14 protein-coding genes are annotated in these 17792 nt (G+C 45.3%); 8 read left to right on the forward strand and 6 right to left on the reverse strand.

Annotated features, from left to right (window positions below; genetic code table 11):
* Window positions 1-64 precede the first annotated feature (64 nt).
* The 3 genes from J7529_RS04160 to J7529_RS04170 all read left to right on the forward strand — a co-directional run bounded on the left by J7529_RS04160 (window position 65) and on the right by J7529_RS04170 (window position 3475).
* Window positions 65-1330: an aspartate aminotransferase family protein gene (locus tag J7529_RS04160; RefSeq protein ID WP_318727952.1), complete on the forward strand. Its 1266-nt coding sequence runs from the start codon at window positions 65-67 to the stop codon at window positions 1328-1330.
* A 216-nt stretch (window positions 1331-1546) separates the two neighbouring features.
* Window positions 1547-2740: an NAD(P)/FAD-dependent oxidoreductase gene (locus J7529_RS04165; protein ID WP_318727953.1), complete on the forward strand. Its 1194-nt coding sequence runs from the start codon at window positions 1547-1549 to the stop codon at window positions 2738-2740.
* 18 nt (window positions 2741-2758) lie between these two features.
* The gene (locus J7529_RS04170; protein WP_271939369.1) at window positions 2759-3475 is read left to right on the forward strand and encodes an HAD-IA family hydrolase; all 717 of its coding nucleotides are present in this window, start codon (window positions 2759-2761) and stop codon (window positions 3473-3475) included.
* Here the strand turns inward: J7529_RS04170 and J7529_RS04175 are convergent.
* The 4 genes from J7529_RS04175 to J7529_RS04190 all read right to left on the reverse strand — a co-directional run bounded on the left by J7529_RS04175 (window position 3452) and on the right by J7529_RS04190 (window position 7312).
* Complete coding sequence (locus tag J7529_RS04175) at window positions 3452-4237, reverse strand: cobyrinic acid a,c-diamide synthase (protein ID WP_271939366.1); 786 nt, start codon at window positions 4235-4237, stop codon at window positions 3452-3454. The two genes, J7529_RS04170 and J7529_RS04175, sit on opposite strands and share 24 nt — an antisense overlap.
* A 165-nt stretch (window positions 4238-4402) precedes the next feature.
* Window positions 4403-4798 (reverse strand): VOC family protein, encoded by a 396-nt coding sequence (locus J7529_RS04180; protein WP_318727954.1) that lies wholly within the window; start codon window positions 4796-4798, stop codon window positions 4403-4405.
* A gap of 144 nt (window positions 4799-4942) precedes the next feature.
* On the reverse strand, window positions 4943-5566 hold the full coding sequence (locus tag J7529_RS04185) for a Uma2 family endonuclease (RefSeq protein WP_271939364.1): 624 nt from the start codon (window positions 5564-5566) through the stop codon (window positions 4943-4945).
* Window positions 5567-5683: 117 nt separating this feature from the next.
* Window positions 5684-7312, reverse strand: a complete 1629-nt coding sequence (locus J7529_RS04190) for a S8 family serine peptidase (RefSeq protein ID WP_318727955.1) — start codon at window positions 7310-7312, stop codon at window positions 5684-5686.
* 391 nt (window positions 7313-7703) lie between these two features.
* On the opposite strand from J7529_RS04190, the gene glmM reads away from it, so the two are divergent.
* Entirely contained in the window at window positions 7704-9152 is a 1449-nt protein-coding gene (gene glmM, locus J7529_RS04195; RefSeq protein ID WP_271939361.1) for a phosphoglucosamine mutase, read from the forward strand.
* A 108-nt stretch (window positions 9153-9260) separates the two neighbouring features.
* On the opposite strand, the gene J7529_RS04200 is transcribed toward glmM, so the two are convergent.
* A complete protein-coding gene (locus J7529_RS04200) occupies window positions 9261-10154 on the reverse strand; it encodes an AraC family transcriptional regulator (protein ID WP_318727956.1) in 894 nt (297 codons plus the stop codon).
* A 120-nt stretch (window positions 10155-10274) separates the two neighbouring features.
* Here J7529_RS04200 and J7529_RS04205 point away from each other — a divergent pair, with 120 nt between their 5' ends.
* Window positions 10275-10952, forward strand: a complete 678-nt coding sequence (locus J7529_RS04205; RefSeq protein WP_271939357.1) for an isochorismatase family protein — start codon at window positions 10275-10277, stop codon at window positions 10950-10952.
* A 123-nt stretch (window positions 10953-11075) separates the two neighbouring features.
* Window positions 11076-12164: an alkene reductase gene (locus J7529_RS04210; RefSeq protein WP_318727957.1), complete on the forward strand. Its 1089-nt coding sequence runs from the start codon at window positions 11076-11078 to the stop codon at window positions 12162-12164.
* A 393-nt stretch (window positions 12165-12557) separates the two neighbouring features.
* On the opposite strand, the gene J7529_RS04215 is transcribed toward J7529_RS04210, so the two are convergent.
* The gene (locus J7529_RS04215; protein WP_271939352.1) at window positions 12558-13106 is read right to left on the reverse strand and encodes a PadR family transcriptional regulator; all 549 of its coding nucleotides are present in this window, start codon (window positions 13104-13106) and stop codon (window positions 12558-12560) included.
* 102 nt (window positions 13107-13208) lie between these two features.
* On the opposite strand from J7529_RS04215, the gene J7529_RS04220 reads away from it, so the two are divergent.
* Together J7529_RS04220 and J7529_RS04225 are read left to right on the forward strand one after the other, a co-directional pair.
* Window positions 13209-14585 (forward strand): efflux RND transporter periplasmic adaptor subunit, encoded by a 1377-nt coding sequence (locus J7529_RS04220; protein WP_318727958.1) that lies wholly within the window; start codon window positions 13209-13211, stop codon window positions 14583-14585.
* 112 nt (window positions 14586-14697) lie between these two features.
* A complete protein-coding gene (locus J7529_RS04225) occupies window positions 14698-17787 on the forward strand; it encodes an efflux RND transporter permease subunit (RefSeq protein WP_318727959.1) in 3090 nt (1029 codons plus the stop codon).
* Window positions 17788-17792 lie beyond the last annotated feature (5 nt).

Genomic DNA, 17792 nt, shown 5'->3' on the forward strand with positions numbered 1-17792 from the left:
GGGCACTGAAGTTACTGCAAATCCCTTGATAATGCTGTCTCCTTTTGATTTAGAGGAACTAACTGTGAGTCCAGAAACTTTAACCCCGACCGATGCCCCCCCAGTTTCAGAAAAAGCTTATGATCCATCAGAGTTTAATCAGTATGTAATGTCTACTTATGGGCGGTTTCCGATCGCCCTAAAACAAGGGAAAGGTTGCCTGGTTTGGGATACTCAAGGTCGAGAGTATTTAGATTTTGTGGCGGGAATTGCCACCTGCACCCTCGGTCATGCTCATCCAGCTTTAGTGGAAACAGTAGTACAACAGATTAGCAAGTTGCACCATGTCTCGAATCTGTACTATATTCCTGAACAAGGGGCATTAGCCCAATGGTTAGTCGAGCATTCTTGTGCCGATCGCGCTTTTTTCTGTAATTCTGGTGCGGAAGCCAATGAAGGTGCGATTAAATTAGCGCGCAAATATGCCCATACGGTATTGCAGATTGAAGATCCGATTATCCTGACAGCAAAAGCGAGTTTTCATGGTCGTACCCTAGCTACTGTTACCGCAACCGGTCAAGCCAAATATCAAAAAGGGTTTAGTCCCCTGGTTCCTGGATTTGCCTATGTGCCCTATAACGATTTTGAAGCCGTAAAAGAAGCGATCTCCTCCCTGGATGCCCCAGAACGGCGTGTAGCTGCCATTTTACTGGAACCTTTGCAAGGTGAAGGAGGGGTGCGTCCTGGAGAATTGGAGTATTTCCTGCGCTTGCGCCAGTTGTGCGATCAGACCGGAATTTTGCTGATTCTGGATGAGGTGCAAGTGGGAATGGGACGTACGGGAAAACTGTGGGGATATGAGAATTTGGGTATCGAACCGGATATCTTTACCTTAGCCAAGGGGTTAGCCGGTGGTATTCCCATTGGTGCTCTGCTCTGTAAGCAGTTCTGCGATGTGTTTGAACCGGGAAACCATGCCAGTACGTTTGGCGGTAACCCCTTTGCTTGTGCCGCAGCACTAACAGTCTGCCAAACTCTGGAGCAAGATCGGTTAATTCAAAATGTGCAAGAGCGGGGTGAGCAACTGCGGAAAGGCTTAAGAGCGATCGCTGCTAAATATCCCCAACTCATTGCAGAGGTGCGCGGATGGGGCTTAATTAACGGCATGGAACTGCAAGCGGAAAGTCCTTTAACCTCGATTGAAATTGTCAAAACAGCTATGGAACAAGGCGTTTTATTGGTTCCCGCAGGGCCGAAAGTAGTGCGCTTTGTGCCTCCGTTAATTGTGTCTGCGGAGGAAGTAGATCGGGCAGTTGCTGAGGTAGACAAAGCGATCGCCAGCCTTGCATAAGCGGAATTTCCTGTAGGGACTTTCTGGCTGGAAAGCCCCTACAACATGCGCATTATCTATAATTGGGTTAGATCTTTTGCATAAGTGGGCAGAAAATCAGTTGTAATACAGTCTAATGCTCATGCACCCATGTATTGCAACCTATCTGCTCTATTCTCTAGCGCGAAGCGCTGTATCCTGTAAGAAGTTCTCTTGTAGATGTCCGAGTCTTCTGTTATGTCACAACAATCTACACGCATTTGTATCCTCGGTGGTGGTTTTGGCGGGTTGTATACTGCCCTACGTTTGAGTGAGTTGTCTTGGGAGGGACAGGAAAAACCAGAGATCGTTTTGATCGATCGCCAAGACCGATTTTTGTTTATGCCCCTATTGTATGAATTGATTACGGGCGAAATGCAGACTTGGGAAATTGCTCCCCCTTATGCAGAGCTGTTGGCAGACACTGGAGTCAGGTTCATCCAAGCAGAGGTCAGTCAAATTAATTTGGAGACTCAAGACGTTACCCTAGACTCAGGACAGTTTCTGCACGGCGATCGCATTGTGTTAGCGTTGGGCGGAGAAACCCCCCTAACTTGGGTTCCTGGATGTCAGGAATATGCCATTCCCTTTCGGACGCTCGAAGATGTCTATCGCCTAGAAGCCTGTTTGGGTACTTTGATCGCATCGGAAGAAGAGGTCATTCGGGTAGCGATCGCGGGCGGGGGCTACAGTGGCGTAGAATTAGCTTGTAAATTAGCCGATCGCTTGGGTGAGCGCGGACGTATTCGTTTAATCGAAAAAGGGGATTGCATTTTAGCCAACTCTCCAGAGTTTAACCGCAAAGCAGCCGAAGCCGCCCTAAAACAAAAAGGAGTGTGGATTGATTTAGAAACCACCATTGAAGCGATCGCCCCTGATTCCATTTCTCTATTGTATAAAGGTCAAGAAGATACGATTCCCGTGAATATGGTGTTATGGACAGTGGGAACCCAAATTCCGCCGAGTATCCAAGGTCTAGAGCTGAAAAAGAATCCTCGCGGCCAGATTACCACGACAGCCACCCTACAGGCGATCGACTATCCCCATTATTTTATTCTGGGTGACCTTTCCGACTGCTGCGATGCTGAGGGTCAAGTCTTACCGAAAACTGCCCAAGCAGCCATTCAACAGGCAGATTATTGTGCCTGGAATATATGGGCCTCTTTATGCGATCGGCCCCTGCTCCCAGTCCGCTATTCTCACCTCGGTGAAATGATGGCTCTTGGTATCGATAATGCCACCTTAACCGGTTTAGGACTTCAGCTCGATGGCCCCCTGGCCCATGTTGCCCGTCGTCTCGTTTATCTCTATCGTCTGCCCACCCTAAACCATCAATTAAAAGTCGCCTTTAACTGGCTTACCCAACCCTTACAAGAGATAATGTTAAATTAGATCATCAAAGGCATCACTATGTCAAAACCAAAGGTTATCTTTTTAGATGCTGTGGGTACGCTCTTTGGAGTACGCGGCAGTGTAGGAGAAATTTATAGCCAATTCGCACAAGGATTTGGAGTTCAAGTTTCTGCCGATCTGATCGATCACACGTTTTTCGAGAGTTTTAAAAAGGCTCCACCAGCCGCCTTTCCAGACATCGATCGTCAAGAGCTACAGTCCCATGAGTTCGACTGGTGGAAGGCGATCGCCTTTGCCACCTTTGAACAATCTGAGGTCATAGATCAGTTTACTGATTTTGATCGGTTTTTCAATGAACTCTATCATTATTTCTCTACCTTCTATCCCTGGTTTGTTTATCCGGATGTGAAAATTGCCCTCTTAAGCTGGAAAAATCAAAATATTGAATTGGGGGTGATTTCTAACTTTGATTCTCGTTTACATAAGGTTCTCAATGCTCTAGGTCTACAGCATTTCTTTCAATCGATTACCATTTCTACAGAGGTTAGTGTAGCTAAACCGAACTCCAAAATTTTCCATACTGCCCTCGCTAAACATGGTTATAAACCGCACCAAGCTTGGCATATTGGCGATAGTTACGAAGATGATTATCTGGGTGCAATTGAAGCGGGTTTTTCCCCCATTTGGCTGCAACGTCAATCCCAACATCCAGAATTATTTAAGGTGGCGAAAGGCAAGGTTTGGTCAGGGTTACAAGCTACGGCTTTCTCTTAGAGATAAATCCGACATTAAGGGAGTTTCTATCTCTTCTTCTTCACTGAAAATATAATCGGAGTCAAAGATAAAAGCATTGTGATGACGAATGACAGAAAATCCTAAGTTCGTGACTGTTTCAGTCTTAAATGTTGCCATAACTAACTCCCATGCTTTCTTATCTGAAACTTCTGGCTTTTGGACAAAAAAGTTCCGCTTGGCAAAAAATAGACGTTCATCTTTGGGCGTAATAATATGGTTGATTTTATGGGTATATTGAATTGGTTTAATATACGTCTGAAGGAACCACTCTTGATTGATTTGCATCAAATAAAGTCGTTCATGCTGTAGCCAACTCATGCGAAATATCATCAACAAAAGTTCAAATCCAAGAGTGTAAGTGAATACATTCTTCTTTTCCTGTGGATCGACAACCAGTTGCAATACAGATTCGAGAAATATTTGCGGTTCACACCGCAAATCGTGAGCAGAATGAATATAAAATTGCCGGATATAAATCCTTAATTGTTTTTCATTCAAGACTCTAGGAATTTGAAAGATCTGTAAATAATGTTCAACTTTTTCTTTGGTTTTTTGATCTTGAACTAATTTAGCGACAATACCATCAGCCGTATATTCATCTAAAAATTCGGCTTGCACTTCTGATGGGGCAGATAGTAATAGATGACACAGAGATAATACATATCTTCTCTGTTGCCAAGACAAGCCTTCAGTCCATTGCCGGGCTTCTGAAGGCAATTGGGAAAGAATTGATTGCATCATGGGTAGGGGCGCGATCATCATATTGAGGAAGAATCTGAGAGAATTCAAGATACAGCGCTTTATGCTGTAAGTAAGTTATACTTAATAGAATCCCGTAAAGGAGTAGGGGAATACCCCCTCAGCTACAGCAGGATTGTTTCCTTCCCCATCTCGTCTTCATCTTCCTTATCTCTCTATCTCTCCATCCCAGGACGATCGCGAAATTTGTTGTAACTCTAGAATATTGCCATCCGGATCTTGGGTAAATAGGGCGGATCGTCCGGATGAACTCAGTTTAAAGTTACACCCATAGGCGATTAATTGTTGCTTCACTTCCTCTAGGGAATCAATTTCAAAGGCAATATGGGCATTGCGCCCCCATTTTTCCGGATTCCATCGGGTAATTTCTACGTCAGGGTGCATCATTAAGTGCAGTTGATAGTGTCCAATCTGATACCAAATACCGGGGAATTTCAGTTGCCGATCGATTTTGGTTAAACCGAGAACGCTACTATAAAAATGTTCGGCTTTGTCTAAGTCAGATACTAAAATAGCGGTATGCAAAGATTGTATAATTTTCATTGATTACCCCAATTGCACAATAGAGACAGCAATTTCGGCGACAAGAGATCTCCCAACCTCACTTTTTTGAGTTGGCGATCGCCAGAAAAAGGGAGATTTAGGGGGATCGAAAGGTACATCATAGCAGAAGAAAGTGCTGTAATTCTAACCGAGTTGGCGTTGAATCCAACGGCGGAAATCTTGGATGAGGTCTAAATATGCTTGGTTACCCACTTGGGCTAAAAATTGGCTGATTTCAGTCATATCAATACCAGGAAAGGCTAAACTTTCTTGGGTTAACTGATACTGGCGATCGCTCAATACATAAATCTCAAAGGACTCACCATCATAACGCCAAATCTCGGAGACTCCTAATTGAGCATAAATGGGTAGACGGTTCATGGAACTGCTGGTGATGTCAATTTCAATGACTAAATCTGGCGGAGGATCGATCGCCAAATCAATCCGATTTTTCCCCTCGATAGTGCTTAAGTTTTGGATATAAAAGCACTCATCTGGTTCTGCACCACTAACATCTGGGTGTTTTAAGGTGATTGAACCCAGGGGTTCGATGTTCAGGGTTAACTCTTCGGCTAGAGTTTCTACAAACCTGCCGATAACTCGTTTGTACCGTTCATGTTCGAGGGAAGGAGCCATGATTTGCAATCTGCCGTGATAGTATGTTAGCCGTAAACGGCGATCGCTCAATTCTTGCAGTAAGCGATCGTAAGTCTGCCAACTAATACCGGACAAGTGAATTAATTCTCTAGGGGGAGCCAGGGAAGTCATATCAATTAAAAATTCAATTAAAAATTAAAAAAGGGTCTGGGTCGTTGGTGGGCAGGAGAAGAAGCCATATTATTCAACGTCTAAAACCCTTACCCTGCGCACCCTACAATGATTGACTTAGTTGTTAGTCGGTGTTGTCCACCAGGCGATCGCATAGGGTTGCGCTGCCTCATTCACCTGCTGACGATAGTAGACGCGAATTTTATACTTGCCTGCGTGGGGAATGCGATAAAATACATGTTCTACACTATCAACCTCACTGATCGAAGACCAAATACTATCGCGTACATCCGTAGACTCAGCGGGCATCAGAAATACATCTAAATTATTCAGTCCCCGGTCTTCAAAGGTTTCTCCAATATCATACGCCTCATTTTGATTGTGGTCTTGAAGTTCTACTAAACGATTCCAAGCGAGGGTAACACTGAGCATACTCCCCTGTTGTAAGGGTTCTTGCAAAATATAATCCTGATAGCTGCCAGCGTTCTCAATTTGGTCATAATTCCAACCCATTGCCGGAACTGGATTCTCTGGAGTCCACTGACCGGCACTAAACTGTTCATAAGCACGACTGGCATTTAAATGACCTGCCCCCATTTGAATATCCAGGGGAATGCGGGCATCATGATAGGCTTCTGAAGTGAGCCAAGACTGATGCTGTTGATTGTACAAGGTGCGTGACATGCCCAGATTGAAGCCATTGCCCAAATCTTGAATCTTATCGGCACTATTGAGTAATACGGCTTTCATGACCTCTTGCTGACGAGCGTCGATTGTCCATGGGGGACTAAGCTCGGATTTTAAGGGATCGGCTTTCACCTGAGCCAATTGGCGATCGCCATATTCTTGTAATAATGCTACCGTTGCTGTTGCATGGGGAGCGGCAAAACTCGTGCCACTCGAATACCCTACTGTACCATCTAAATTAATTAAAGGAACCTGATGACCTGGAGCAACCAAACCAATGGAGCGCCGATTATTCGTATTGGTTTCGTAGCCAATAATCCGACTGGGATTACCCAAACTTGGATCGCCAATATTGGCAAAATCAATTTTAGAATAGCGATCGTTGTAAAGCTTCGAGAATGCCACCGTCACCCCATTGTAGGTATCCGTAGGAATGGAAATGCCTCCTCGACCCTGATTCCCGGCAATCACATAAAACACATTATGCACCCGTGCCGACCAATCAATACATTGGGTTAACAGTGCATTCCCATCCAGTAGAGGATTCGGCCGGGGGTCTTGATTCAAAGATTCTCCAAAACTAAAATTAATTGCCCGCAAATCGCCACTATTTTGCATCGCCAGATGTTGAGAAGCGAGGCATTCCTCTGCTTGGCCGCTGCGTCGTAAAGAACCGACAGCCGTGGAATACAGCCGCGCATCCGGAGCTACTCCAGGATACTGTTTATTCGAGCTAATCATCACACTGGCTACATTTTGGGCATGGGGGTCAACATGCTTATTGTGTTCGGCAAAGGCATCTCGAAAAAACACCCGCATGGGGCTGATGGGCTGATTCGAGTCAATTTTCTTATCGATGCCAAACATCCCAGGACGACCGATTTCCACTTGACCAATGGCGATCTTTTTCCCCGTTAAGTTATACGGTAAATCATGCAAGTTTTGAGCCTCAATTCCTGCATCTCCCACTGAGGAGCGCAGCAGGGGAAAAGCAAAGACCGGAATGCCCAACCCAGAAATCGCTAGGGTAAATAGTACGAATCTTAGCTTGTGGATCATCGGTTATGACTCCTATGGATGGGTAGTGTGGCTTTTTTGATGGTTAATCCCTAATTTACCAATTGATTTTGGCGATCGCACTTTTGTCTGCCCTCCACAACTCGCTTACCCCCTTAGCAGGTGACTCATACCCATGGACTGACTTCTGCCAGGAACCAAATCAGTCACAAAAATCAGCTTCTGGACTCGCTCGATCCGGATTTTTCCGTCTGCCAGTGAAGAAAAGAACTAAGTATCTAGGCCTAGGTTAGGGAGCGTGAGAGAATAGGGCAAACCTAAACCGGGCAGAAAAAGCGCTTTTAAGATTACGGGTTATCTATGACCCATAAGCAGAGCAAAAGCGCCTATGATATTCTCCAATGATAGTGTGTTGTGTGGAGTGTTCTTAAAAATGGTTCAATCTTTATCCAAACCTCAAACGCCGATCGCCAGTAGTCCAGAAATTTCACCCCTCAATCCCCTCTGGAACCCGCTCAATTTACCTCCTTCTCGCCTATTTGGGACGGATGGCATTCGGGGAAAAGCTGGGGACTTGCTCAATGCTCCCTTTGCACTTCAGTTGGGATTTTGGGCGGGACACGTTTTGCGTCCTCAAGGGATCAGTTCTGGCATTGTGATTTTAGGCCAAGATTCACGGAATTCTAGTGATATGTTGGCCATGTCCCTGTCCGCCGGATTGACGGCAGCAGGGCTAGAGGTCTGGAATGTTGGATTGTGTCCGACTCCTTGTGTTGCCTATCTGACGGCAGAGACAGAGGCGATCGCCGGTATTATGATCTCAGCCAGCCATAATCCCCCCGAAGACAACGGTATCAAGTTTTTTGGCTCAGATGGTACAAAATTATCTCAAACGGTTCAGGGACACATTGAGGCGGCGCTCAGAGGACAATCACACCCCCATACCAGCACTCCTCACTGGGGACAACATTATCATCGCCCTGAATTGCTCAAACAGTATGCAACTGCTTTACATCAACCGTTGGTCAACACCCTGGATTTACAGGGAATGCGAGTCGTTTTAGATTTAGCGTGGGGGGCTGCGGTTCCCGTTGCGCCTGGGGTATTTGAAGATTTGGGAGCAGAGGTGATCTGTTTACACAACCGAGCAGACGGCGATCGCATTAATGTTAACTGTGGTTCGACTCATCTGGCTTCCCTGCAAGCAGCGGTTCAAGAACATAACGCTGACCTGGGATTTGCCTTTGATGGGGATGCTGACCGGGTGATTGCCGTAGACTCCGAGGGCAGACCGGTAGACGGCGATTATATTCTCTATCTCTGGGGATGTACTCTGCATCATGCCCAACAACTCCCCAACCAAACCATTATCTCCACTGTGATGGCGAATTTAGGCTTTGAAAATGCTTGGGCAAAACTGGGGGGTAAACTCGTACGGACTGCGGTGGGAGATCAGCATGTTCATGCAGAAATGGTAAAAAGTGGGGCCATGCTCGGTGGCGAACAATCCGGTCATATTCTTTGCCACCATTACAGTTTAACCGGAGATGGTCTACAAACCGCCCTGCACCTATCTGCCATTGTCCGTCAGTCGGGAACGAGCCTCACTGACTTGGTCAACCAAAGTTTCCAACCCTATCCCCAACTGCTTAAAAATGTACGGGTGGAAGACCGCCATACTCGTTTGAATTGGCATACGTGCCAACCCCTGCAAGAGGCGATCGCCCACGCGACTGAAGCCCTGGGAAACCAAGGCCGAATCCTGGTTCGAGCCTCCGGGACTGAACCCGTCGTTCGGGTAATGGTGGAAGCGATTCAAGATAATTTAGCCCTCCATTGGACAGACAACTTGGTGCAAGCCGTACAGCGCCATTTAGTATAGAAAAAAAGGGAGTCTGATGCTCATATCATTTCCCTATGAGCCTGCACTTCATCGCCAGACTCCCTAAATCTTCTCCTGCTGTATACTCTGAAATCGTTAGGATGGAAATTAGTTGATTTTTTTACGATATTGATCGGGGGGAATCCCATGGGTTTTCCGAAAACTATTTGTGAAATGAGCTTGATTAGAAAAACCCGTCTCTTGAGCAATATCGACTAATGGTTTCTTAGAATTTTTCAATAAGCTCTTTGCTCTCTCAAGTCTTTGCTCAATGACAAACTGATGAACAGATTGACCAACAGACTGCTTGAACATCAGACATAAATGATTAATACTGACATTACAAGCAGAAGCAATCGCCGCTAAACGCAAGTCTTCACCCAAGTTATCTTGAATAAAATCAATCGCACAAGAAACATAGGCATTGTCAGGTTTCAGAAGTGTTGTCGTTTCTCTAAGCTTTGCACTTGAGTGATGCATCACTAAATACATCGCCAAACTATGAGTTAAGGTATCAATATAGGTTCTGGCATAAGGTGAACCGGATTCTAACTCTGCCAACAATTCTGTTACTACCGAAGAGAGAAAAGGTATACTCAATACTTTATGTTCAATCAAATAGACAGAATCTGGATCGCCTTTCACAAGATCTTGGCTGCATTCCTTGATTAATGAAGGAGGAATAAATAGATTGGCTGCGGAAAAAAGACTCAGCCATCGCCAATGGCGTGAATAACCTGCGGGCGTAATTGCAATATCACCTTGGTATAAAACCCGTTGCCTAGGATAGTTGTCCTGCCGGCTTTCATACTGAATCTTGGGACATAAACTCATAAAGAGAATATTCTCAGCTAATCCAGGTACATCGACTTCTCCTCCGGGTGGTAAAGAAAATTTGAGCAAAGTAATGTCTTGCCAACCTGCTAATTCACTATTTTGAGCTGGAGTGTGAGGAACTTGGTGGATAAATTGCTGAATTGAGATCAAGTCGGATGCTGACATGGTAGGCATTTACAAAAACTCACTATGATTGTCGTGCTTTTTTGAAAGACAAAGATTTTTCTTAATCGTAAGTTTGTATTTGACATAGATATCACTCATTTCTTAGAGAGATCCCTAAGTATGACTATCCATAACGCTTTTGCCGAACCGTTGACCCCTGATAATGCGGCAATGATCTTGATTGATCATCAAGTCGGTCTTTTCCAGTTTCTGCCTTCGGTGGAGCCACTTAAGCTAAAAAATAATATTATTGCACTTGCTAAAGTTGCCAAGCGTTTTAGCTTACCCACCTTGTTAACCACCAGTTGGCCTCAAGGCCCTAACGGTCCAACTATGCCAGAGTTGGTTGACCTATTTCCAGATCAGGAAATTATCGATCGCGATACGGTAAAATTTTGGGATCATGCTCCTTCTGTTGCTGCCATTGAAAAGATGAATCGTCAGAAGTTAATTATTGCAGCCCTAGATACGACCACTTGTCTTGCTTTTGCAGCCATTTATGGTGTGCAACAAGGTTACGATGTCTATGCTGTAGTGGATGCATCTTCAACCTTTGATCTGTTAAATCAACAGGCGGCGATGATGCGGATGTCTGCTGCCGGTGTAGTCGTCACCACTTGGGTTCCGGTGTTAGCTGAACTGGCGAATAACACCGTTAAGAATGGTTTTCATATTGCTGATTTACTGGCGGAACATACTGGCAGCTACCAGGGTGCTTGGAATAACTTTGTTACAACTTCTAAAACAGCCGATCTAGTGCAATCGCAGTTAGATGAAGCACGGAATACGGCCAGATAAGATCCGATCGAACCGAATGAGAATGTAATAGATAAAACACCAGCCCATAAATTCAGAGGCTGTTTTTAATGCTCAATCAATGCCCATCAATAATTGTCTACCTGTGAAGTGACCCTTGATATCATGTTTATTGATTTGCTCTCCCCGTTCCAACTGGGTCAATATACCCTCAATAATCGAATGGTGATGGCTCCCATGACTCGTCTACGGGCTATCAACTCAATTCCAACACCTTTGATGGCAGAGTATTATGCCCAAAGAGCTTCGGCTGGTTTAATTGTCACTGAATGCACGATGGTTTCTCCATTGAGCAATGGATACATCAATTGTCCTGGCATCTATTCTTTACAGCAAGTTGAAGCTTGGAAACAAATTACAGAAGCTGTTCATGCCAAAGGAGGTCAAATATTTCTACAGTTATGGCATAGTGGACGAGTCGCTCATCCCTCGCTATTAAACGGAGAAACACCGATTGCCCCCAGCGCTATCGCCGCCAGAGGAACACTCCATACCCCCATTGGCAAGGTTGCTTTTGAAAAACCACGGGCGCTTAAAACAGAAGAAATTTCTAACCTTATCGAACAATTTCGCCAGGGAGCTGAATACGCTCAACAAGCGGGATTTGATGGGGTTGAACTTCATGCTGCATTTGGTTATTTGATCGATCAATTCTTACAAGATGGCTCTAACCAACGGAGTGATCAATATGGGGGATCGATCGAAAATCGTGCCCGTTTTCTCTTAGAAGTAGTTGATGCAACGACAAAAGTCTGGGGAGATAATAAGGTAGGGATTAAACTCTCACCAAGCAACACATTCTATGGAATGTTAGATTCCGATCCAAAGCGTACTTTTACTCATGTCTTAGAGGCTCTTAACGACTATGCCCTAGCTTATGTTCATTTGATGGAGCCAAATGAGGTTGATTTGCAAACTCGCGAGGTTTTAAATCCTGTTCTACCTATGTTTCGGCCAGTGTATAAAGGCTATTTAATCACGAATGGGGGCTATACTAAAGAGTCTGGTGATGCGGTCATTAAGTCTAACCAGGCGGACTTAGTTTCGTTTGGCAAATTATTTATTGCTAATCCTGATTTGCCCTATCGCTTTAAACATGATGCTGATTTGAATGAACCCGATCCTAAAACATTCTATGGTCGGGGAGTTGATGGGGCTGAAATTGGCTATATTGACTATCCAGCGGCTCCCTAGAGCGCTTTGCTTAAATCCAATCTACGCTAAAATTCACCTTCAAGGATGAATTTTTCCTGCTCTGAATTTTCAAGCATGAAATCTCGAATAGCTTCTAGCATGGTAATAAATCACTTATTATCGCCATGCTTATCGGATTTTTTTAGGAGTTGTATTTGACGATCTATCTTGTCAATGTCATCTCTAGTTAATATAAGCACATCTCCAGGCGAATATGAGGTACAGCTTGAAGCCTTAGAACCTAAGCCATACAAGCTATTGCAAAGCAAGCCTATTGCCTAGCGCGAAGCGCCTATACATCTAAGTATCTATGAGGCAGCACGGGCAAGATAACTCCGGTATTGCAGGTGTCATTCAATAACTACCAGATACCACTCTAGAGAATAGATCGGATTAATTATAATCTTGTACCATCTGTTCCAGAAACTCCATGACTTCATCGCACCATTCCACCCATTCTCGCTCGTAACGGATACCTCGGCGTAAGGTAAGATAGCGGAAGCGATCGCCGACAGAAGGATTCTGGCAATCTTGATAGAGGATTTCTTTTTCTAAATAATGTTTTAATTGAAGCTCGTGAATCTCCTTGCGATGCTTTATTTCACGGATAAGTAATTTGCGATTACCATAAGGTCCAGCTAACACTTTCACCAGTAAATCTTCTCGAATGGGTGTCGGAGTCGTCGGTTCTGCAAACCAGCGTAATAACTGCACTTTCCCTTCAGCCGTGAGGTGATACACTTTCTTATCCGGTTTTCCAGGTTGGATAATAGTTTCATAATTAACCCAACCTTGATCCTCCATTTTGCTCAGTTCCCGATAAATTTGCTGTTGACTGGCTTTCCAAAAACAACTCACTTGCTCGTCAAATTGTTTACTGATGTCGTAACCACTTTGAGGAGCATGGGCAAGCACGGTCAAAATTGTGTGAGCAAGGGCCATAAATTTCGCATTGACATATCCAATAAGTTGAGTATAACCTGAAAGAGAATAGGCAACAAGTTGAATATCACTTTGTTGTACAGAAGAGGATGGGAGGCGAACATGAGTGCTGATTTTTCCGATTCATCGAAGAGCTTATCAGAGTCAGTTGTATTAATAACGGCTGAACACAATAAAGATTCTGAGGATGGTATCGCCACAGTAGATCGCCCACCACCCAAGCGGTGGCGATGGTTAATCGTCTTGTTACTCTTGCCTTTGGGGGTGTTTTTAGGGCGATCGCTCTTAAATCGTTCTCCAGTCAGCCAGGCAGAACCGATCATTGAAGAAAAACAATCACTACCTGTACAAACCGAAAGTGCAGAACTGATTTCTAGCTATACTATTAAACGAAGTTATACCGGTGAAATTGTCGCCCGTCGCCGGAGTGAATTGGGTTTTGAGCGATCGGGAACGGTAATTAACCTGTTTGTTGATGAAGGCGATCGCATCAGTACTGGTCAAGAAATAGCCCAGTTAGATATCCGTACCCTAGAAGCCGAGCGTCAACAACTCCTGGCTCAGAAAGCGGAAGCCAGCGCTACTCTGCAAGAACTTCGCAACGGTGCGCGACCGGAAGATATTGCTGCTGCCCGCGCTGCTGTGTCTGAAATTGAACAACAACTGTTCCTCGCCCAACGTAAAACCGAACGACGTAGAGAACTATATTTAGAAGGGGCAATTTCCCGGGAAGATTTCGATTTAGAAGAGTCTAATGCTTCAGCTTTAAGCTATCGCCTCAATCAAGCGCAAAGCGATCTAGATGCTCTGTTAGCTGGAACTCGGACAGAACAAATAGCCGCTCAAGTGGCGCGAGTGCAACAGTTAGAAGCCAGTTTGCAAAGTTTAGAGGTAGAGGTGAGTAAAAGTGTGATTCGCGCTCCCTTTGATGGACGAGTGAGCGATCGCTTCATGGACGAAGGAAGCGTAGTTAGTCCCGGAACTCCGGTTATTGCACTGATTGAACAAGGTAGCTTAGAAGCGCGCATTGGGGTTCCCAGCAACACCGCCAATGAACTCAGAATTGGTGCAAACTATCCCATTCAAGTCGCGAACCAATCCTATCCTGCCACCCTCACCACCCTACTTCCAGAACTCGATAGCGCCAGTCGCACAGCTACTGCGGTTCTCGAATTTTCCCCCAATTTTGACCTTAGAGTAGGCGAAACTGCCCAATTGCTCTGGAATGAAACCCAACCCATACAAGGCTTTTGGGTTCCTTCCACTGCACTGCTGCCTGGCGATCGCGGATTATGGTCAATTTACGTCCTTGGTGAATCGCAAGGAAATAATCTTTACAGGGTGGCTCGTCGAGATATCGAAGTTCTGCATACGGAAGGCGATCGCACCCTTGTTCGCGGAACCCTGCAAAGCGGAGATCGAATCATCACCAGTGGAACCCATCGCATCGTCTCCGGACAAAAAGTGAGTATCAATTAAGAATTCGGGGAACAGGCAATAGGCAATAGGCTTTCTGTTGTTCAACATCCCATCCCCGTGTCTGGAGTGTCCCCGCGTCTGCCCCATTCCCCATTCCCTCCCCCACTTCCCCATGATTTTCTATCGCAATAAACAACTCCTCATCCTCTCCTTAATCCTCATCATTGTCTGGGGAATTTCTTCCTTCTTTACCTTACCGCGAATGGAAGACCCTCAACTTGTTCAACGGTTTGGATCGGTGACCACTTTCTTGCCCGGAGCTACACCCCAAAGAGTTGAATCCTTAGTCACTGAAAAAATAGAACAGGAACTGCAAGAAATTGAAGAAATTGATATTTTAGAATCCACATCAACTACCGGTTTATCCTTTATCAATATTGACCTTAAAGAAAATATTATCGATGTCGATCCCGTTTGGTCAAAAGTACGGAGTAAACTAGAAGATGTTTCTGTGGAGTTACCAGCAGGGGCGAGCGATCCAGAATATCAAGATACCGATCCTTCTGCTAATGCCTTAATTTTGGGATTAACCTGGGAACTTGAGACCGAACCGAATTATACAATTTTACGTCGCCTAGCTGAAGGACTAGAAGACGAATTACGGACTATTCCGGGAACGGATACAGTGGATATTTTCGGTGTGGCCGAAGAAGAAATTCAGGTGGATGTTAATGCAGTAGACTTGACACAATTGGGCTTGACTCCTCAAGAATTAGCTCAACAAATTCTAGCCAGTGATGCGAAGGTTTCAGCCGGACAATTTCGCAGCAGTGAAACAGAATTATTATTTGAAGTCGATAGTGAATTAGACTCCTTAGAACGGATTCGGCAAATTCCCATTCAATTGGGCAATCAAGGGCAAATTACCCGACTTGGAGATCTTGCCCAAGTGACCAAAGGATTAGAAGATCCGCCCACAGAATTAGCGATCATTAATGGTTATCCTGGAGTTTCTGTGGCGGCAAAAGTGGAATCTGATTATCGTGTCGATCTTTGGACAGAAGATGCTCTGACTCGGTTGCAAAGTTATCAGGATAACCTATCCGATGGCATCGGTTGGGTGACCATTTTGGATCAAAGTAAATACGTGCAACAGCGCTTAGATGGTGTGATCCGTAACTTGATCCTCGGATCTTCTCTGGTTATTCTTGTCTCTCTGGCGATCTTGGGTTGGAAATCAGCCTTAATTGTTGGTTCAGCTTTACCCCTGGCGACATTAATGGTGTTTGGGTGTATGAAGATTTTAGAGATTCCCTTACATCAGATGTCCATAACCGGGATTATCATTGCCTTGGGGTTGCTGATTGATAATGCGATTGTGGTGGTAGATGAGGTACAGATCCGCTTGCAGGAAGGAAAAGCACCCGGTAAAGCTGTGCAAGAAACGGTGAACCATTTGTTTATTCCTCTGCTGGCTTCTACTCTGACGACGGTGTTAGCGTTTGTACCCATCGCGACTTCTCCGGGGGGGACAGGGGAGTTTATTGGGGCAATCGGCATGACCGTAATTTTAGCGATTATTAGTTCTCTCTTTTTATCTTTAACAGCGATCGTAACTCTGGTGGGGCGGTTGCACTATTGGCAGCCTCTCCCCCAAAACTGGGGTTGGTTGCAACATGGGTTTAGCCATCCATGGTTGGATAAGGTTTATACGATAACTTTAAATCAACTGTTTCGCTTCCCCTGGTTGACGATTGGTTTGGCGATGATTTTGCCCATTTGGGGCTTTTCCCACTTTGCGACGTTAGAGCAGCAATTTTTTCCCCCGACGAACCGTAATCAGTTCCATATTGAGTTTGAGTTACCTTCGCAAACGGCGATCGCCGAAACTCATCGGCAAATTCTGAGAGCGCGAGATTTAATTTTGACCTATCCTCAAATTGATGAGGTGCAATGGTTTCTCGGTAAAAGCGCCCCAACTTTTTTCTATAATGTGGTTGCCAATCGGGAAAATGCGTCCCAGTATGCCCAAGGGATTGTACAGTTAAACTCGACGGAAAATTTACGGCAAACGATTCAACAGTTGCAACAGGATCTCGATGCCACGTTTCCAGAAGCACAGGTGCTCGTGAAACAATTAGAACAGGGACCGCCCTTTGATGCGCCGATCGAGTTGCGCTTGTATGGCTCAGATTTAGGGGAGTTGAGACGGTTGGGGAATCAATTGCGGGCGGAGTTAAGCCAAATTGAAGATGTAATTCATACCAGTGCAGATTTAACGGAAGCCTTACCCAAATTGGCGCTAACCGTGGATGAAGTGCAAGCGCGTCGGGTAGGCTTGGATAATCAGGCGATCGCCCAACAACTCGATAGCAATTTGCAGGGTTCTGTCGGCGGTTCGATCCTGGAAGCAACGGAGGATATTCCGGTACGGGTACGGGTATCCAATAGCACTAGAGGAAATCTGGATCGGGTGTCGGCGTTGAATTTGGTGGCTCCTCAAACGGGTGAAACCCTTCCCCTCGATAGTTTGGCGACAGTGAACTTTGTGCCAGATGTAGCCACGATTGCCCGTTACAATGGGGAACGGATTAACACAGTGCAAGGGTTTATTACGGCTGGAGCCTTACCTGATACTGTATTACAGCGATTTGAAAACCATCTGAAGGAGATTAACTTTCAACTTCCTCCTGGGTATCGAATCAGCTATGGAGGCGAAGCCGATGCACGGGGAACCGCGATCGCCAATTTATTCTCAACAGTAGGCGTTTTGGCAATTCTGATGTCAGCCACCCTGATATTATCCTTTAACTCCTTTCGGTTAGCCCTCGTCATTGGAACCGTGGCGATCGCTGCGGTAGGATTAGCCCTATCTGCACTCTGGGCATTTAATGCCCTATTTGGGTTTACCGCAATTTTAGGTACATTAGGATTAATTGGTCTTGCGATTAATGATTCGATTGTCGTTTTAGCCGCCTTGAGAGAACATCCAGAAGCTCGCTATGGTAATCGTAAAGCCACGGTTTCAGTCGTCTTCAAAGCCACACGCCATGTGATTGCCACCACGTTAACGACCATAGTGGGATTCATACCCCTGTTACTCGATCCTACTGGATTTTGGCCGCCCTTAGCGATCGCGATCGCCGGGGGATTAGGCGGTGCAACCCTACTCGCCTTATACTATATTCCCTCAGTCCATCTCTTACTCTATCGCTCCCGATCCAAAATTCCCCATCTTATCGCGCGAAGCGCTGGGGAATAGGGAAT

This window comes from Roseofilum sp. Guam (assembly GCF_017746735.1).
Lineage (GTDB): Bacteria > Cyanobacteriota > Cyanobacteriia > Cyanobacteriales > Desertifilaceae > Roseofilum > Roseofilum reptotaenium.